Source organism: Bradyrhizobium sp. 22 (assembly GCF_000482425.1).
Taxonomy (GTDB): domain Bacteria; phylum Pseudomonadota; class Alphaproteobacteria; order Rhizobiales; family Xanthobacteraceae; genus Bradyrhizobium; species Bradyrhizobium japonicum_B.
In genome coordinates this window covers 2293021-2311395 of record NZ_KI519399.1, presented here as the reverse complement: position 1 = coordinate 2311395, position 18375 = coordinate 2293021, and the positions used below count along the sequence as shown (strand labels likewise).

Genomic DNA, 18375 nt, shown 5'->3' with positions numbered 1-18375 from the left:
GGCGGGATGTCATTTCCCGCTTCGATCGGCTAGGTTTCCAGCCAATCTTGCTGGGAGCCGATCCATGGAAATGCACCAGGTCCGCTATTTCCTCGCGGTGGCGCGACTGCTCAATTTCACGCGCGCGGCGGAGGAGTGCAACGTCACGCAGCCTTCGCTGACGCGCGCGATCAAGCAGCTCGAGGCCGAGCTCGGCGGCGACCTGTTTCGCCGCGAGCGACCGGCGGCGCAACTGACCGAGCTCGGCCAGCGCATGCATCCGCTCCTGAAGCAGTGCTATGATGCCGCGGTCGGCGCGCGCTCGCTCGCCTCCTCGTTCAGGAGCGGTGAAGTCGGCGCGCTGCGCATCGCGCTGACGCATTCGATCGATCTGGCATTGCTGATCCCGCACCTCAACGAGATCAGGCGGCAGTTCAACCGGCTCGAGCTGCGCTTCCTGCGCGGGACGAGCCGCGAGGTCGCCGATTTCCTCAAGAAGGGAGAAGCCGAGCTCGGCATCGCCGCCGAGATCGACGAGGCCTGGGACCGGCTCGACACCTGGCCGCTGTTCACCGAGAGCTTCGAGCTCGTCGTTGGCGACGGACATCGGTTGGCCGGCCGCAGCAGCATCGAGCTGGACGATTTGCGCTCGGAGCAATTGCTGAGCCGGACCTTCTGCGAGCATTCGCGCCGCATTTCCGCGAGCCTGCGCGAGCACGGCATCGAGCATGGCCACGAGATTTCGAGCGAGCGCGACCTGATCGAGCTGGTCGAAGCCGACATCGGCGTCGCCATGGTGCCGCACACCTCGCCTCTGCCGGAAACGCTGAGCCGCGCCACCGTCGCCGGACTGGACGCACGCCGCACCGTCAGCCTCTACGGCGTGGCCGGCCGCCAGCGCACGGCAGTCGCCAACGCCGTGATGCGCATGCTGCGCGGCGCCGACTGGCGGGAGATTGCTGGCTAGCAGAGCGAGCGCTCCGCCCCAGGCCAGAGGCGCATTGCTGTGCCCTCGCCCCTGGTGGGAGAGGGCAGCCACGCTGGCAGACCCGGACTCGCTTGGGTGAGGGGTATATCTCCACGCACATCAGTATATGGGGCTAGAGACCCCTCATCCGGCGCTCCGCGCCGCCTTCTCCCGCAAGGGAAGAAGGGAAGAAAAGCTCAGTTCTCCCGGCTCGCGCTCTCCAGCGCCGCGAGCAGATCGTCGATCTCCATGCGCTTGCGGAAATCGGGATCGACGAACCGCGCTTTCACCATTCCGTCGCGGCCGACCACGAACACGGCCGGGATCGGCAGCATCCAGCCGTCATTGCCGTGGAATTTCGCCATGTCCTGATACGACAGCAGATGCTGGATCTCGGCGCCGAGCCAGATCGCGAGATTGAGCGAGAGCGCATAGCCGTTGTCGAGATCGGTGAGGATCGGAAACGGCGCAGCGGATTCGACCTTCAGTTGCCCTGTATATTCCTGCGTCTCCGGCATGATTGCGACGACCTGCGCCCCCATGGCCTCGATATGACCGAGCGCCTGGACCACGGCGCGGACATTGAGCCGGCAATAGGGACACCAATGGCCGCGGAAGAACATCACGGCAAGCGGACCGCGCTCCAGCAGCGCAGGCAGTGTGACCAGACGCCCGCCCTCGTCCGGCAGCATGAATGGCGGCATCAGATCGCCGGGACGCGGCGCGGTCTCGCCGCCGCCGTTCCCGCCCAATCTCGCGACCAGGCGATCGACTGCCTCGCCATAGGCCGGAAAGACCGCACGGCTGGCATCGGCATAGGCGCGGAGCTGCTCGTTCAGCGTACCGTCCATGTCGCGGCAACGCTGGAAGGCAAGCCTGAGCTGCTCGGCATCGGCTGGCGAGAGAGATGTCATCTTCTGCTCCGGCATTGCATTCGGTGAATATTAGTTTCCTGGTTCGGCCGGCCGCAAGGGGCGCGATACCGGGCGCCAATCGGGCGCCCTGTCATCGGACGCCGAATGGTACGAAAGCGGAAATGCCGTTGCCCAATCGGATCGATAGCCGCCGCGCATCAACATAGCGCATCGCTATCGCATCGAGAGCAAGCCGGCATTTCAGGATCGACGCGATCTCGACCAAGCTCCCGTCATAGCCGGCGACCAGCGAGGTTGCGGCCAACATAGGAGACTTCCCATGTCCAAGCCCGTGTCCAAGCATCCCACATTGTCGCGCCTGGTCTGGTCCGGCCTCGCCGTCGTCGGCGCGCTGACATTCGCGTCGCAGCCTGCCGTCGCGGGCGAATGCCCGGCCGACAAGGTCAAGCCGAACGCGCAAAAGATGGTCGACTACAAGCCGGTCGGCGTCACCGACGTGACGCTGGGCGCCATCGACCTCGGCAAGCAACCCGCCCGTATCGAGGGCCGCGAGCTGCGCTTCCGCAAGCTGACCATCGCGCCCGGCGGCATCGTGCCGTGGCACAGCCATGACGACCGTCCCGCGCTGATCTTCGTGCAGCAGGGCAAGATCGTCGAATACGCCTCCAACTGCGTCGATCCGATCGTGCACAAGGCCGGCGACATCCGTCCCGAGGTCCACGGCACCTCGCCTTGGTGGAAGAATCTCGGCAGGGAGACCGTCATTCTCTACGTCGGCGACGTTCGCAAGGATCCCAACGACCATCACATGTGAGGCCGCCTCGGGGCTTGCATCCCCACCATTCCGGGCCTGGCGCTGCCGCGCCATCCCGGAATGACTATCCACGATACGCGGACAATCACGCCATGACCGACCTCTCCACGCCGCTCAAGCCGTCCGCAATGGCGATGGACGCGCATTTGTCCGGTCTCGTGCTTCGCTCGGTCGTGATCGGGCTGACCGCATTCCTGACGGTCGTCGACCTGTTCGCAACGCAGGCAATCCTGCCGGCACTGACGCGCCATTACGGCGTCTCGCCCGCGGCGATGGGCTTCGCCGTCAATGCCAGCACCTTCGGCATGGCCGTCGCAGGTCTGGTGGTCGGCCTCTTCAGCCCACGCATCAACAGGCGGACCGGCATCCTCATCAGCCTTGCGCTCCTCGCCATCCCGACGAGCCTGCTGGCGAGCGCGCCGAACCTTGCCGTCTTCACGGTCTTGCGGGTCGCGCAGGGCCTTTGCATGGCCTCTGCCTTTGCCTTGACGCTCGCTTATCTCGGCGAGCAATGCAGCACGATCGATGCCGGCGGCGCTTTTGCCGCCTACATCACCGGAAACGTCGCCAGCAACCTCGTTGGGCGCCTATTCTCGGCAGCGCTCGCCGACGGCCTTGGCCTTGCCTGGAATTTCTACGTCTTCGCCGCACTCAATCTGGCCGGAGCGATCCTGGTCTTCTTCACGATCAAGCGTGTACCGCCGATGCATACGACCATGCCTGCGACATCGCCGCTGATCGCCGCGATCGCGCACTGGCGCAATCCGTCGCTCCGGGCCGCCTACGGCATCGGCTTCTGCATCCTGTTCGCCTTCATCGGCACCTTCACCTTCGTCAATTTCGTGCTGGTCCGGCCGCCGCTGTCGCTCGGCATGATGGACCTCGGCCTCGTCTATTTCGTCTTCCTGCCGTCGGTCGTCACGACGGTTCTGGCCGGCAGGGTGGCATCAAAGCTCGGAACGCGTCCGACGATCTGGGTCGCGCTCGCCATCGCCGGGCTCGGCCTGCCGTTGATGCTGAGGCCACATCTGAGCGAAGTCCTCACCGGCATGGTTCTGGTCGGCGTCGGCACATTCTTCGCGCAGGCCGCCGCCACCGCCTTCGTCGGACAGGTCGCTGCTGCCAACCGCGGCATTGCCAGCGGGACCTATCTTGCATGCTATTTTGGCGGCGGGCTGGTCGGTACGGCCGTGCTCGGGCGCCTGTTCGACACTTTCGGATGGCCCGCCTGCGTGCTCGGCGTCGGCGCGGCCCTTGCGGCCGCAGGCCTGCTCACCTTCGCCTTGAAACGCTAGCGCTTGGTGGGAGCTTCAGGCGCCGGCTCCTCGTCGGCGATGGCGCGCCAGGCGGCACCGTCGAGATCATCATACTGGCCGCTCTTCAGCGACCACAGGAAGGCGACGAGACCGGCACCGCCGAGCATCAGCGCCAGCGGGACCAGGATGACCAGGATCTCCATCACACGATCTCCCGCGAGGCGCTACGCGCGCGCAGCGAATTGAGCATGACCAGGATCGACGATCCGCTCATGGCAGCTGCCGCGATCAGGGGCGTCACGACGCCGCTGATGGCGACCGGCACGGCGAGGACGTTGTAGCCGATCGCGAGCCAGAGGTTCTGCCGCATCAAATGCAGCGCCTTGCGCGAGGCGTCGATGGCGGCAACCACCGGCGCCAGCGGCCGGCCGAGGAAAACCAGATCGGCCGTGGCCTGGCTCAGATGCGCGGCCGAGATCGGCGACATCGAGACATGAGCCGCCGCCAGCGAGGGCGCGTCGTTCATGCCGTCGCCAACCATCAGCACCTTGGCGCCGCGCTGCTTCAGTTCCTCGATCCGCGCGATCTTGTCGGCCGGCGTGACGCCGGCGCGCCATTCGGGAATGTCGAGCGCGTTGGCCGCCGACTTCACGGCCGCCTCGCGATCGCCGGAGAGAATCTCGATGCCGATCTTGCGCGCCTTGAGCGCCGCGATCACCGCCTTCGCATCCGGACGCAGGCCCTGGCGGACCGAGAGGACGAATTTCTCGCTGCCTTTGCTGAATGCGACGATGGAGGCTTCGGGATCGACGCTGCCGACCAGCGCCTCGGCGCCGCAGAAAGAGGGGCGACCGAGGCGAAGCTCGACGCCGTCCACGGTTGCGCAGACGCCCTGCCCGGCCTCTTCGACCGCACCGACGACAGGCGATTTGGCACCGGCGGCCTGCGCGACGGCGGCCGCGACCGGATGATGGCTCGACAGCGCGAGCCGGCCGGCGAGCTCGAAGATATCGGCGGGGATGTCGGCGGCATTGATCACTTCGAGATCGGGCAGCGTCAGCGTGCCGGTCTTGTCGAAGATGACGTGGTCGGCCTCAGCCAGCCGCTCGATCGCGTCGCCGGAATTCAGCAGCACGCCGGACTTGAACATCGCGCCGGAGGCGATGGTCTGCACGGTCGGAATGGCCAGCCCCAGCGCACAGGGACAGGTAATGATCAGCACCGCGACGCCGGTCACGATCGCATCATGCCAGGACGCACCGGCCATGACCCAGCCGAGGATGGTCAGAAGCGCGGTCGCATGCACCACGGGCGCGTACAGCCGCGAGGCGCGGTCGGCGAGCCGCATGTAGCGCGAACGGGCCTGCAGCGCGTTGTCGAGCAGCCGCGTGATCTCGGCCAGCAGCGTCGCCTCGGAGGCGGCCGAGACCCGCACCCGCAGCGTGCCGGAGATGTTCATCGATCCCGCATAGACGGGCGTGCCCTGCTCGGCCGTGACATAGAGCGTCTCGCCGGTGATCAGGCTCTGGTCGATCTCAGAACGCCCCTCGATCACGGTGCCGTCGACCGCGCAGCGCTCGCCGGGCCTCAGCAGCACGATGTCGCCGGGATTGATGGCCGCCACCGGCACCTGCGAGATCTCGTCGGGGCCGACGAACTTGGCGGCCGTCTCCGCCTTGAGCGCGGCGAGATTGCCGGCGACCGCGCGGGTCCGCCGCCGCATGTTCTGGTCGAGGAAGCGGCCGACCAGGAGGAAGGTCAGCAGCATGATCGCCGCGTCGAAATAAGCGTGCTCGGCGTGATGGATGGTCTCGACCACGGACATGCCAAGCGCGAGGATCACGCCGATCGAGATCGGCACGTCCATGTTGGTCGTCTTCGCCGACAGCGCGCGCCAGGCCGAGCGGAAGAACGGCTGGCCGGCATAGGCCGCCGCCGGCAATGCGATCAGCGCCGAGAGCCAGTGGAAGAAGTCGCGCTGCTCGGGCAGCATGTCCGAGACGTTGCCCGACCACACCGGGATCGACAGCATCATCACGTTCATGGTCGCGAAGGCGGCAACGCCGAGGCAGCGCAGTAGAAGACGCGATTCGGCGACCTCCGCCGCCTCCGCGCTCTCGGTCTCGAACGGATAGGCCTTATAGCCGAGCTCCTCGAGCCTATCGATGAAGCGGCCAGGGTCGAGCGTGCCCGCCTTCCATTCCAGCGCGACGCGGCGGTCGGTCAGGTTGACACGCGCCAGCGTGACGTCGGGGATGGCGGACAGGCCGCGCTCGATCTTGGCCATGCAGCCGGCGCAATGAACGCCTTCGACCGCGAGATCGATGTGCTGGACGCCCTCGCCCGCGGCCCGGACGTAGTGCGAGAAATCCCGCGTGACGTGCATGACAAAATCCTTCAGTTCAGGATCACGCGGTTGCGCGACAGGAACACGCGCGTCCCCCGCGCCTCGCCCTCGATCACCAGGTCCCACTGGCCCGGCGCGACGGAAGCGGCATCGCCGCGATAGAGGCCGATGCCGGATTCGGTGAGCTCGACGGCGAGATCGGCGCGCTTGTCGGTCGGCCGCTCCAGGCGTCCGCCGAATTTCAGCCCCGAGAGCGGCTGGCCGCCGGCATCGCGCGCCTCGACCTGCACCAAGGCACCGCCGTCGTTGCGGCGCTCGATATGGGCGTTGACCTTCCATTTGCGCAGCGCCTGGTCCTGCGCCGCCGAGATCTCGCGGTCGTAGGTCAGGCCTGCGGCATAGGCGCTGTCGACTTCGGTTCCCGGCAGAGTCGCGATCGCCAGCTTCATCATGGTGGCGTTGACGCCGATCACGAGGGCGAAGAAAGCGACCAGCATCAGGAACACCTTGGTTCCGGTCAGCGGCTTGGATGACATGATGGTCTCCTCGACTTACGGCGCAACGAAATTGTCGGTGGCGCTCGCGGCCACGCCCAATCCGATATCCATGACGTGGAAGCGGACCGGAATCGACTTCTCTGGATTGTTCTCAGCCGGCGCGGTGACGAGCAACCGCAGCTCGCTGGTGGAGTCGCGCGGGATCACGATGATCGGCCGATCCGGCGTCACCGAATCGACGCCGACGACATGCATCGTGGGATTGATCGGCCCCTCCACGTCGATGGCGATGGCGCGATCGTAGCCGCTCTTGTTGAGCAGCCGCACCGTGTAGGCGTTGCGGATCGAGCCGTCGCTGAGCTTGACCGCGACCGGATTGCGGTCGTGCAGCACGTTGACGTCGAGCAAGCTACGGGTCGCCAGCGTATAGACCATGAAGCCGCCGACCGCCGCGATGATCGCGCTGTAGACGATGGTGCGGGCCCGGACGATCCGGTAGATCGGCGCCTTGCCTTCCTGGCGGCGATGGATGTTGATGTCGTTGTCGTAGCCGATCAGCCGTTTCGGCCGGCCGATCTTGGCCATCACGTTGTCGCAGGCATCGATGCAGAGGCCGCACTGGATGCATTCCATCTGCGGTCCGTTGCGGATGTCGATGCCGGTCGGACAGACCGCGACGCATTGGTAGCAATCGACGCAATCGCCGACCTGCTGGCCGAGCGCGCGCAGCTCGGCGGCCTTCTTAACCGAGGTGCGCTTCTCGCCGCGGTCGTAGCGATAGGTGACATTGAGCGCCCATTCGTCGGTGAGCGCGGCCTGGATGCGCGGCCACGGGCACATATAGGTGCAGACCTGCTCGCGCATGTAGCCGGCGAGGATATAGGTCGTCGCGGTGAGAATGCCGATCCAGATATAGGCGAGCATCGGCCCCTGGAAGGTGACGAGCTCCTTCACCAGGGTCGGCGCGTCGTTGAAGTAGAGCACCCAGGCGCCGCCGGTCCACCAGGCGATCATCAGCCAGATCGAATGCTTGAGCACGATCTCGGAGACGCGCTCCAGCTTCAAGGGATCGGACGATTTGGCCTTCTTCATCCGCTCGCGCCGGTCACCCTCGATCAGGCGTTCGACCGCGTAGAACAGATCGGTCCACACCGTCTGCGGACAGAGATAGCCGCACCAGATGCGGCCGCCGACCGAGTTCATCAGGAACAGCGCCACCGCGGCCACGATCAGCAGGCCGGTGAAGTAGTAGACCTCCTGGGGCCACAGCTCGATGAAGAAGAAGTAGAAGCGGCTGTTGGGCAGATCGATCAGCACCGCCTGGCTGGGGGCGCCGAGGCCGCGGTTCCAGCGCACGAACGGCAGGAAATAGTAGATGCCGAGGCAGATCGCCATCAGGCCCCACTTGATCCGGCGGAACGTGCCGGAGACGCTCTGGGGGTAAACCTTCTGGCGGGGCGCATAGAGCGGCCCGACGTCGTCCACAGGCTTGAGCTCGTTCGGATTGACGGTCTTGTTCATCGCTTGGACTTCTAAAAGAGGTGCGATTAAACCTAGACCCGACACCGCCGCGTCAGTTGATCCAGCTCAAACGGGGGCACTTTTGTTCACCCCCGTTTGAGCCTTAGTGCCGCGGATCCGTTATTTTCCGCCGCCGAGCGAGTGGACGTAGACCGCCATCGCCTTGATGGTGGCGGGATCGAGCCGCCCTTCCCAGGCCGGCATCACGCCGGCACGGCCCTGGCTGATGGTCTCGATCAGGCTCGCTTCGTCGGTGCCGTAAAGCGAGATCTTGTCGGTCAGGTTCGGGGCGCCCACCTCCAGGTTGCCCTTGCCGTTGTCGCCGTGGCAGGCGACGCAGTTTTCCGCGAAGATCTTCTGGCCCTTGGCGGCGTCATATCCGTTTCGGGTCGACAGGCCCGACAGCGAGCGCACGTAATTGGCGACCGTGACGATCTCGTCCGGCTTCAGCACGCCATCCTTGCCGAAGGCGAGCATCTGGCCTTCATGCGCCTTGGCATGACCGGACCGGGCGCCGAACTGGATGGTCTGCATGATCTGGTCGAGCGTGCCGCCCCACAGCCAGTCGTCGTCGTTCAGGTTCGGATAACCCTTGGCGCCGGCACCGCCGGAGCCATGGCACGGCGCGCAATTGTCGCCGAACACGGTCTTGCCCTTGGCGCGGGCGAGCGCCAGCAAGGCCGGGTCCTTCTCGATGTCGACCAGCGAGGCAGTGCCCAGCGCCGCCATCTTGTCACCGCGGATCTTCTCGAGGTTCGCGAGCTCGACCGCGACGTCGGCGCGCGAGGAGTAGCCGAACATGCCGGTGGTATTGCTTTGGATCAGCGGCCAGGCCGGATAGACGATCCAGTAGCCGATCGACCAGATGATGGTGAGGTAGAAGGTGATCACCCACCAGCGCGGCAGCGGCGTGTTCAGCTCCTTGATGCCGTCCCATTGGTGGCCGGTCGTGGACTTGCCGGAGACGGAATCGATGTCGCTAGAATGATCGGTCATGGTTCTCTACTCCTCCCGCAAGGGCAGGTGCGCTGCCTTGTCGAACACAGCCTTGTTACGGGGCCAGAATGCGTAGGCGATGATCGCGAGAAAGATCGCGACGAACACCGGTGTCCAGATCGTCGTCACGAGATCTGACGCAAGATTGTGGACTGTAAGGATGGCTTTCATCGTTCATGCCTTCTCAGCGAAGATTGGCTTTCTCGTTGTAGATCTTGAAGTCGACCAGCGTGCCGAGCATCTGCAGGTACGCGACGAGCGCGTCCATCTCGGTCGGCGTGCCGACCTTGCCGTCAAAGTTCCGCACGACGGCCTTGGCGTAGCGCTTGGTGAAGGCGTCGGTCCCGGCATTCTCCGGATCGGCCTGGGCTTTCATGTCGGCGGCGGCATTGGCGATCTGCTCGTCGCTATAGGGGACGCCGACCGTCCTGAGCGCGCGCATGTCGCCCGCGATCGCATCCGGGTCGACCTCGGCCTTGCTGAGGAACGGATAGCCGGGCATCACCGACTGCGGCACGATCGCGCGCGGGTTGGTCAGATGGGTGACGTGCCAGTCGTCGGAGTACTTGGCGCCGACGCGGGCGAGATCCGGGCCGGTGCGCTTGGAGCCCCACTGGAACGGGTGGTCGTACATGCTCTCGGCCGCGAGCGAGAAGTGGCCGTAGCGCTCGACCTCGTCACGCAGCGGACGGACCATCTGCGAGTGGCAGAGATAGCAGCCCTCGCGGACGTAGACGTTGCGGCCCGCCAGCTCCAGCGGCGTGTAGGGCCTGACCCCGTCGACCTTCTCGATCGTGCTCTTGAGATAGAACAACGGGGTGATCTCGACGAGACCGCCGATCGCGACCACCAGCAGGATGCCGACGACCAGGATGATCGAGTTCTTTTCGAAGACTTGGTGGCGTGTCCAGAACGACATTGCTTTAGCTCCTCATTCCGCCGGCTGGAGAGCGACGGGCATCTGGACTTCCTGCTCGCCGACGCGAACGGTCATCCAGAGATTGTAGGCCATGATCAGCGCGCCGATCAGGAACAGGCCGCCGCCAGCGGCGCGGATGATGTAGAAGGGATGCATCGCCTCGACGGTCTCGATGAAGGAATATTCGAGGAAGCCGAGCGAGGTGTAGGCGCGCCACATCAGGCCCTGCAGGATGCCGGAGACCCACATCGCCGAGATGTAGAGAACGATGCCGAGGGTGGCGACCCAGAAGTGCCAGTTGACGAGCTTCAGGCTGTAGAGACCCTTGCGATTCCAGGCCCACGGCACCAGGCAGTAGAGCGCTCCGAAGGAGACGAAGCCGACCCAGCCGAGCGCGCCGGAATGGACGTGGCCGATGGTCCAGTCGGTGTAGTGGCTGAGCGAGTTGACCACCTTGATCGACATCATCGGGCCTTCGAAGGTCGACATGCCGTAGAAGGCGACGGAGACCACGAGCATGCGCAGCACGGGGTCGGTGCGCAGCTTGTCCCAGGCGCCCGACAGCGTCATCAGGCCGTTGATCATGCCGCCCCAGGAGGGCATCCACAGCATGATCGAGAAGGTCATGCCCAGCGTCTGGGTCCAGTCGGGCAGCGCCGTGTAGTGCAGATGGTGGGGACCGGCCCAGATGTAGAGGAAGATCAGCGCCCAGAAGTGGATGATCGACAGCCGGTAGGAATAGATCGGCCGTTCGGCGCGCTTGGGGATGAAGTAGTACATGATGGCGAGGAAGCCGGCGGTCAGGAAGAAGCCGACCGCGTTGTGGCCGTACCACCACTGGAACATGGCGTCCTGGATGCCACCCCAGGCAACGTAGGACTTCGAGCCGAACACCGAGACGGGAAGTGCCGGGTTGTTGCCGAGATGCAGCACCGCGATCGTCACGATGAAGGCGAGATAGAACCAGTTCGCGACGAAGATGTGCGGCTCCTTGCGCTTGATGATCGTGACAAGGAAGACCAGCAGATAGACGACCCAGACAATGGTCAGCCACAAATCGGCATACCATTCCGGCTCGGCATATTCCTTCGACTGAGTGACGCCGAGCAGATAGCCGGTGCCGGCGATCAGAATGAAGAAATTGTAGCCCAGGACGACGAACCACGGTGCAAGGTCGCCGGCGAGGCGGACGTGGCAGGATTTCTGCACCACGTAGAAGGAGGTCGCGATCAGCACGTTGCCGCCGAAGGCGAAGATCACGGCGGAGGTGTGCAGCGGCCGCAGGCGGCCGAAGCTGGTCCAGGGCAGATCGAAGTTCAGCGCGGGCCAGGCCAGCTGCGAGGCGATGATGAGGCCGACCAGGAAGCCGGCGATACCCCAGAACATCGCCATGAACGCCGAGAACTTGATCGGGCCCATATTGTAGTTGGGGCGTCCATTGATCTCCGCCGGCGGCAGCGCCGCCGGGCGATCGAGGTAGCGGTTGACGATGACGAACAGCGCCGCGAGGCTCGCCGCCGCGCTGAGCGCGGCATGGAAGGCGAAGGGCGCATCGAGCGCCTTGGCCGAAGCGACCACGCACAGGAAGGCGGTGACTGCGAACACGACAGCCAAGCCGCTTTCACCGATGGTCATGGATTTGGAAATGGAGGGCTGGCTCATGCGGATTCTCTCTGAAAGAACACACCGCCAGAAACCACATTCATCCTCACCGGGAATTGATTGAAATCAAGGGCGGCACTTAAGTTCTCCGCAGCCACCCTTCGTGAAGACAAGGACCGTGCGGCAAGCTCAATTATATGTGGGCTGGCCGCAGCGGACGTGTTTCCCGCCGGAACTGGTCCGGCGTGGCGCGCATACGGGAGCAGCCTCCGTATAATAACGGAGGCGACAATGAGATTGCCGGTCAGGGATGGTGCGTCAGTCGCGCGTCGTCGCCTTGAGCGCCGCGATGACGTCCTCGCGAGCGATGATCCCGACCAGCTTCTGCGCGCTGTTGAGCACGATGATGCTCCGGATGCGGTGCTCGACCATGATCTGGAGCACCCGCGTCAGCCGCGTATCGGGGCTGACATAGATGAACTCCGGCGTCATGACGTCGCCGACCCTGCGGCTCATCAGGTCGTGATAGCGCGGCATCATCTGGCTCGGCGTGAAGGCGAAGCACTTCAGGATGTCGAACTTGGTGATGATGCCGACCACCTGCCCGTCGTCCTCGACCGGATAGGAGTTGAAATCGTCGGTCTCGAACATCTCGCTGAGCTCGAACAAGTCACGGTCGCGCTGCACCGTCTTGACGTTGCGCGTCATGTAACCGTCGACGGTCTGTTCAAGAAATCTGTACACGGCGCGTCCTCCTCGATTCGATTCCGGCCGGCCGTCAGTGCGACAGCAGCACGCAGCGGGCGGTCTGCGTGACCAGATACTGGGTGACGCCTCCCAGGATCAGTTCACGAAACCTCGAATGACCATAGGCGCCCGCGACGATCAGGCTGGCATCGACGTCCCCTGCGACTTTTTCCAATTGCGCCGAGGCGTTTCCGTTCCGGGCGCCTTCGCACAGGCGCGCCGTCGCCGTGACGCCATGGCGGGCGAGCCAGGCGGCGACGTCGGTGACGCCGGCCATCACGACCGAACGGTCGTCGTCGCGCTCGGGAATTGTCGCGATGGTGACGTCCCTCGCTTTGCGCAGCATCGGCAGCGCATCGGCCACTGCCCGCCGCGCCTCCGGCGTGTCCTTCCACGCCACCAGCACGCTGCGCAGGTCGAGCCAGGTGACCCGATCGGGGACGACGAGAAGCGGGCGGCCGGCCTGCATCACCAGGTCCTTGGGGCTTGCGAGCGCAAACGCGTCGGAGAAGGCCGGGCTCTGCCCGCCGCTGACGATGATGTCGGCGCAGCGCGCCTGCGCCAGGACGAATCGTGCCGGAAAGTCCATCGCGCTGCGCCACTCCGCATGACCGCCGCGATTCCTGGTCGCCGCCCGGAATTGAGCCTCGAGGCCGGCCAGCCGCCGCTTGACCGAAGCCTCGCCCTCGTCGACCAGCGCTTGTGCCTCGGCGCCGTCGGTGAAATAGAGCGGCGGCGCAAACTGTGCCGCGGCGACCCCGACGATGGCCGCCTCGAATCGTTCGGCGAGCTCACCGGCCACCTGAAGACGCGCCTCGTTGGACTGATCGAGCGCCAGGCTGACCATCACCGTCGCGTATGTCATCGAGTATCTCCACATCACCGGGTCTTGTTGGAGCCTAAGCCCGCTGCCATGCAGCAGGATGAGATAGATCAAAATGAGCGCTTCCGGCTCCCTTGTCCTTCCCAATGGAATCCGCCAGTGAATTCAACGTCCGCGCTTGCCTCGGAGCGCGCCTTGGGCGAAATTGCGTCAGCGGTAACGGCGTCCTGCCGACCGGGCCGAGATGAGGAGCAGAGTTTGGCGCCGACCCGCGAGACCCAACCGGCAAACGATGGTCGGGGCGAGCATTTCCCGGTTCGCATCGAGGAATTCGGGGTGGGCACCTGGGACCTCGATCTAAAGACCCACGAACTCAAATGGTCGGACATGGCCAGGCGGCTGTTTGGCCTCGAGCGGGACCAGACCGTCAGCTACGATCTCTTTCTTTCCTTGCTGGAACCCGGGGATCGGGACCACCTTCTGAAGGCGATCGGACGCGCCTCGGAAGGCGGCGGAGGACTTGACCTGTCCTTCAGGCTGGGCGGCGCCGCCGGGACTGGTCAATGGATCCGGGCCAGGGCCGGCGTGATCCGCGACGATTCAGGAACGCCACGTCACCTCAGCGGAATCTTCCTCGATATCAACGAGGAAAAGCAACTCGAGGACGCCCTGCGCTCCCAGGAGAATCATCTTCGCTCGATTCTCGAGACCGTGCCGGACGCCATGATCGTCATCGATTCCCGCGGCATCATGCAGCTGTTCAGCAGCGCTGCGGAGCGGCTGTTCGGCTACAGCCGGCAGGAAGCCATCGGCCGGAACGTCAGCATCCTGATGCCGGAGCCCGATCAGTCGCGTCACGACAGCTATCTCGTGCGCTATCTCAGGACGAATGATCCGCACATCATCGGCATCGGCCGCATCGTGACGGGAAAGCGGCGCGACGGCACGACTTTCCCGATGCACCTGTCCGTCGGGCAGACCCAGCGCGCCGGCGAGCCCTATTTCACCGGCTTCGTCCGCGACCTCACAGAGCACCAGCAGACCCAGGCCCGGCTCCAGGAATTGCAGTCCGAGCTGGTCCACGTCTCGCGGCTGACCGCGATGGGTGAGATGGCCTCGGCGCTTGCCCACGAGCTCAACCAACCGCTGGCGGCGATCAGCAATTACATGAAGGGGTCGCGGCGCCTTCTCGCCGGCAGCAGCGACCCCAACACGCCGAAGGTCGAAAACGCGCTGGATCGCGCGGCGGAGCAGGCCCTGCGCGCCGGCCAGATCATTCGGCGCCTGCGCGACTTCGTCTCCCGCGGCGAGTCGGAGAAGCGGGTCGAAAGCCTGTCCAAGCTGATCGAGGAGGCCGGCGCGCTCGGGCTTGCCGGCGCGCGCGAGCAGAACGTGCAGCTCCGCTTCAGCCTCAATCCCGACGCTGATCTCGTGCTCGCCGACCGGGTGCAGATCCAGCAGGTGCTGGTCAATCTGTTCCGCAACGCACTGGAGGCCATGGCGCAGTCGCCGCGCCGCGAGCTCGTCGTTGCCAACACCCGCGTCGCCGACGACATGATCGAGGTGGAGGTCTCCGACACCGGCGCCGGCTTCCGGGACGACGTTATTCCAAATCTCTTCCAGACCTTCTTCACCACCAAAGACACCGGTATGGGCGTCGGGCTCTCCATCAGCCGCTCGATCATCGAGGCCCACGGCGGCCGCATGTGGGCCGAGAGCAACGCAGCGGGCGGAGCGACATTCCGCTTCACCTTACCGGCAACTGACGAAAGCTGACCATGACGACCAAGGGACGTGTCTATGTCATCGACGACGACGCAGCGATGCGCGATTCGTTGAACTTCCTGCTGGATTCCGCCGGCTTCGACGTCACGCTGTTCGACGACGCCCTCGCTTTTCTCGAAGCCCTGCCAGGCCTCGGCTTCGGCTGCGTCGTCTCCGACGTGCGCATGCCCGGCCTCGACGGGATCGAGTTGCTCAAGCGGATGAAGGCGCAGCAGAGCCCGTTCCCGATCCTGATCATGACCGGTCATGGCGACGTGCCGCTCGCGGTCGAGGCGATGAAGCTCGGGGCGGTCGACTTCCTGGAAAAACCGTTCGACGACGACCGCCTTACCGCCATGATCGAGTCGGCGATCCGCCAGGCCGAGCCCGCCGCCAAGAACGAGGTCGTCGCGCAGGACATCGCCGCCCGCGTCGCGTCCTTGAGTCCCAGGGAGCGCCAGGTCATGGAAGGGCTGATTGCGGGCCTCTCCAACAAGCTGATCGCCCGCGAATACGACATCAGCCCGCGCACCATCGAGGTCTACCGGGCCAACGTCATGACCAAGATGCAGGCCAACAGCCTCTCGGAACTGGTCCGGCTGGCGATGCGCGCCGGCATGCTAAACGATTGAGGCAGGTCAAGGTGCCTTCCCGGCGCCGTGCTAGCCAGATAACATGATCGAGGCTAGCTCACATCCTGCGCGGTCGTCATTCCCTGCCCGACCCACCGTCTTCGTGGTCGACGATGACGCCGCCGTCCTGGGATCTCTGCGGTTCCTGCTGGAGACCGACGGCTTTGCCGTGCGTACCTTCAGGAGCGGCACGGCGCTGCTCAACATCGGCAGCGCGGCTGGACCGGACTGTTACGTCATCGACTACAAGATGCCGGACATCAACGGCATCGACCTGGCCGGCCGCTTGCGCAAGTCCGACCGCAACGTGCCTGTGATCCTGATCACCGGCTATCCCGACGAGAACATCTCGGCCCGGGCTGCGACGGCGGGCATCAAGGAGGTGGTTTTGAAGCCGCTTCTCGAGGAAAACCTGGTCAACTGCATCCGCCACGCCATCCAGGACCGCCCCGTCGCCTGACCTACGGGATTCTACGTAAGGCGTCCCCCTTAAGATATCGATCGAAATTTTCGCAGCCCCCGATACCGCGTACCAAGGCGCCATCACAACGGAGATGGCGCAAATGCTGACGCAGACGATCAACACCCCCGCGATCAATACCCAGCTTCTCGGCAAGGCTGCTCCCCCCCATCCCGTCACCGACCAGTTCGGCGCCATCACCGGCCATGTGGGTCTGGTTGCCACGGAATTCTCCTACCGGAAGGACGAGGAAATCTATGGCGAGGACGAGCCGGCCGAATACGTCTATCAGGTTGTTTCAGGCGCAGTGAGCAGCTACAAGCTGCTTTCCGACGGCCGTCGCCAGATCGGCGCTTTCCATCTTCCCGGCGACGTGTTCGGCCTCGAGTCCGGCCCGGTTCATCGCCTGGCCGCCGAAGCCATCATCGACACCACCGTGCGCCTCGTGAAGCGCGCGAGCCTCGAGAAGGCCGCCGGCACCGACGTCCAGGTTGCACGCAAGCTTTGGGCGATGACCGCCTCCGAGCTGCGCCATGCCGAAGACCACATGCTGCTGCTGGGCCGCAAGACCGCGATGGAGCGCGTCGCGACCTTCCTGCTCGAAATGGACCGCCGCCTCGCCGTCGCCGGCATGATGGCGCTGCCGATGTGCCGCCGCGACATCGGCGACTATCTCGGCCTCACCCTTGAAACCGTGTCGCGCGCGCTGTCCCAGCTTCACACCCAGGGTATCCTCGGCTTCTCCGGCGCCCGCCAGATCGTGTTGCGCAACCGTCAGCGTCTGCAACATCTCGACGCCTGAGCTTCGCCTGATCCTCCTCCTCCCTACCAACTTGGCCGGCCGAACTCGTTTCGACCGGCCATTTTCTTTCTTGGCCGGCCGGTCATGCCGTACGACGCGTCTCCGGCATCGCAAGGAGAATCAGCAAGAGTCCGGTCGCGGCAACGCCGGACAGCCCGATGAAGGCGGTCGCGTTGCCGAACTTGTCGCTGACATAGCCGCCGAGCACGGTGCTCAGCGACGCGCCGATGCCCGTTGCGGTGCCGACGATTCCCTGTGCCAGATTGAAATGGCCGCTGCCGAAGGCGACGTCGGCGACGATCAGCGGAATCATCACCGCGAATACGGCGGCGGTAATGCCGTCGAACACCTGCACGGCGACCAGCAGATAGGGATCGCGCACGGTCGCAAACAACAGGCCGCGAATCGCCAGCGCGCCGAACCCGATCAGCAACAGGGGTCGCCGACCCCACGCCTGCGCCTTGCGCCCGACCGTCGGCGACAGCAGCGCCACGATCGCTTGGGGGACGACGATGCAAAAGGCGACGAGCACCGTCGCCCATTGGGCGGACCGCGCCGTCACCGCACTTGCCATCAGCGGCATCATCGAGGCGTTCGCCAGTTGCAGCAGCAGAACGCTCAAGGCAAAGATGATCAGCGGACGCTGCCGGATCAGGTGCCAGATATTGGTGTCGGCACGGTCGGCGGCTTCGGGCGGCATCTCGCCGTGACACCGCCTGATATCGACCTCATTCTCGCGGATGCGCGAGAGTGCGATCAGGGTCGGAATCACGAGCAGGAAGGTGACCAGGAAGACCGAGCGGCTCGACAGCAGATAGCCCGCCGTGCCCATCACTGCCGCCGCGACGCCGTTGCCGAGCGAGGCAAAGCGCGCGTTGCGGCCGAGCCGCTCGCCGATCGCGAGCGGGCCGACGAGACCGAGGCTGATCGCGGCGATCGCCGGGCCCAGCACGCAGCTCGCCATCGCATGCAGGGTGGCGGCGGTCACCACGACCGCGAAGATCGGCATCGCGGCATAGGCGAGCGCGCAGGCGCCGATGGTCGCGATCGCGAGGGCGGCGACGAGACGCTCCGATTTCGCGGCATCGATGATCGCCCCGCCCGGCATCTGCCCGATCAACGCGACGATGCCGCCGATCGACAGCACGAGGCCGATCTCGACCTGGGTCCATTTCTGGGTGGTCAGATAGACCGCGATGAAAGGACCGAATCCGGTCTGCACGTCGGCGAGGAAGAAGATGAACCAGTCGAGGCCGCGCAGGCTCTGGCGCGACGGCGCCGGGACGCCGGCAACCGATGGCGCGGCCACGTTGTCCTGCTCAACGCGGCCCTCCCGATCTGCATGGCTCGGCTTCCTCGACAACAGCACAGGCG

At 65.1% G+C, this 18375-nt stretch carries 20 protein-coding genes; 7 read left to right on the top strand and 13 right to left on the bottom strand.

The window, feature by feature from the left end:
• The first annotated feature begins 64 nt into the window (after positions 1–64).
• Complete coding sequence (locus tag K410_RS0112250; protein WP_028135123.1) at positions 65–946, top strand: LysR family transcriptional regulator; 882 nt, start codon at positions 65–67, stop codon at positions 944–946.
• Positions 947–1143: 197 nt separating this feature from the next.
• Here K410_RS0112250 and K410_RS0112245 read toward each other — a convergent pair whose 3' ends face one another.
• Together K410_RS0112245 and K410_RS39460 are read right to left on the bottom strand one after the other, a co-directional pair.
• Entirely contained in the window at positions 1144–1860 is a 717-nt protein-coding gene (locus K410_RS0112245) for a peroxiredoxin-like family protein (protein WP_028135122.1), read from the bottom strand.
• Positions 1861–1951: 91 nt separating this feature from the next.
• Positions 1952–2128: a hypothetical protein gene (locus K410_RS39460; RefSeq protein WP_196236014.1), complete on the bottom strand. Its 177-nt coding sequence runs from the start codon at positions 2126–2128 to the stop codon at positions 1952–1954.
• 24 nt (positions 2129–2152) lie between these two features.
• Between K410_RS39460 and K410_RS0112235 the strand changes: the two genes are divergently transcribed.
• Complete coding sequence (locus tag K410_RS0112235; protein ID WP_028135121.1) at positions 2153–2635, top strand: cupin domain-containing protein; 483 nt, start codon at positions 2153–2155, stop codon at positions 2633–2635.
• Between the two features lie 92 nt (positions 2636–2727).
• On the top strand, positions 2728–3930 hold the full coding sequence (locus K410_RS0112230; protein WP_028135120.1) for an MFS transporter: 1203 nt from the start codon (positions 2728–2730) through the stop codon (positions 3928–3930).
• Here the strand turns inward: K410_RS0112230 and ccoS are convergent.
• The 10 genes from ccoS to K410_RS0112180 all read right to left on the bottom strand — a co-directional run bounded on the left by ccoS (position 3927) and on the right by K410_RS0112180 (position 13385).
• Complete coding sequence (ccoS, locus tag K410_RS0112225) at positions 3927–4094, bottom strand: cbb3-type cytochrome oxidase assembly protein CcoS (protein ID WP_028135119.1); 168 nt, start codon at positions 4092–4094, stop codon at positions 3927–3929. The two genes, K410_RS0112230 and ccoS, sit on opposite strands and share 4 nt — an antisense overlap.
• Positions 4094–6277, bottom strand: coding sequence for a cation-translocating P-type ATPase (locus K410_RS0112220; RefSeq protein ID WP_028135118.1), 2184 nt, complete (start codon positions 6275–6277; stop codon positions 4094–4096). The genes ccoS and K410_RS0112220 overlap by 1 nt, the downstream gene beginning before the upstream one ends.
• 11 nt (positions 6278–6288) lie before the next feature.
• Positions 6289–6774, bottom strand: coding sequence for a FixH family protein (locus K410_RS0112215; RefSeq protein WP_028135117.1), 486 nt, complete (start codon positions 6772–6774; stop codon positions 6289–6291).
• A gap of 15 nt (positions 6775–6789) precedes the next feature.
• Positions 6790–8256 (bottom strand): cytochrome c oxidase accessory protein CcoG, encoded by a 1467-nt coding sequence (ccoG, locus tag K410_RS0112210; protein WP_028135116.1) that lies wholly within the window; start codon positions 8254–8256, stop codon positions 6790–6792.
• 120 nt (positions 8257–8376) lie between these two features.
• The gene (ccoP, locus tag K410_RS0112205; protein WP_028135115.1) at positions 8377–9252 is read right to left on the bottom strand and encodes a cytochrome-c oxidase, cbb3-type subunit III; all 876 of its coding nucleotides are present in this window, start codon (positions 9250–9252) and stop codon (positions 8377–8379) included.
• Between the two features lie 6 nt (positions 9253–9258).
• A complete protein-coding gene (locus K410_RS0112200; protein WP_028135114.1) occupies positions 9259–9423 on the bottom strand; it encodes a cbb3-type cytochrome oxidase subunit 3 in 165 nt (54 codons plus the stop codon).
• 13 nt (positions 9424–9436) lie between these two features.
• Complete coding sequence (gene ccoO / locus K410_RS0112195) at positions 9437–10171, bottom strand: cytochrome-c oxidase, cbb3-type subunit II (RefSeq protein ID WP_028135113.1); 735 nt, start codon at positions 10169–10171, stop codon at positions 9437–9439.
• 12 nt (positions 10172–10183) lie between these two features.
• Positions 10184–11833: a cytochrome-c oxidase, cbb3-type subunit I gene (ccoN, locus tag K410_RS0112190; RefSeq protein WP_028135112.1), complete on the bottom strand. Its 1650-nt coding sequence runs from the start codon at positions 11831–11833 to the stop codon at positions 10184–10186.
• Between the two features lie 258 nt (positions 11834–12091).
• Positions 12092–12517 (bottom strand): CBS domain-containing protein, encoded by a 426-nt coding sequence (locus K410_RS0112185; protein WP_028135111.1) that lies wholly within the window; start codon positions 12515–12517, stop codon positions 12092–12094.
• Positions 12518–12551: 34 nt separating this feature from the next.
• Positions 12552–13385 (bottom strand): universal stress protein, encoded by an 834-nt coding sequence (locus K410_RS0112180; protein ID WP_028135110.1) that lies wholly within the window; start codon positions 13383–13385, stop codon positions 12552–12554.
• A gap of 216 nt (positions 13386–13601) precedes the next feature.
• Between K410_RS0112180 and fixL the strand changes: the two genes are divergently transcribed.
• From fixL to K410_RS0112160, 4 genes are all read left to right on the top strand, one after another.
• Positions 13602–15119, top strand: coding sequence for a sensor protein FixL (gene fixL, locus K410_RS0112175; protein ID WP_028135109.1), 1518 nt, complete (start codon positions 13602–13604; stop codon positions 15117–15119).
• Positions 15120–15121: 2 nt separating this feature from the next.
• On the top strand, positions 15122–15739 hold the full coding sequence (gene fixJ, locus K410_RS0112170; RefSeq protein WP_028135108.1) for a response regulator FixJ: 618 nt from the start codon (positions 15122–15124) through the stop codon (positions 15737–15739).
• A gap of 43 nt (positions 15740–15782) precedes the next feature.
• Positions 15783–16199 carry a response regulator gene (locus tag K410_RS0112165; protein WP_028135107.1) on the top strand — a complete coding sequence of 139 codons (417 nt, stop codon included), beginning with the start codon at positions 15783–15785 and terminating at the stop codon, positions 16197–16199.
• 103 nt (positions 16200–16302) lie between these two features.
• Positions 16303–17001, top strand: a complete 699-nt coding sequence (locus K410_RS0112160; RefSeq protein ID WP_028135106.1) for a helix-turn-helix domain-containing protein — start codon at positions 16303–16305, stop codon at positions 16999–17001.
• Positions 17002–17083: 82 nt separating this feature from the next.
• Here the strand turns inward: K410_RS0112160 and K410_RS0112155 are convergent, their stop codons facing one another.
• Positions 17084–18370, bottom strand: coding sequence for an MFS transporter (locus tag K410_RS0112155; protein ID WP_028135105.1), 1287 nt, complete (start codon positions 18368–18370; stop codon positions 17084–17086).
• Positions 18371–18375: the final 5 nt, after the last annotated feature.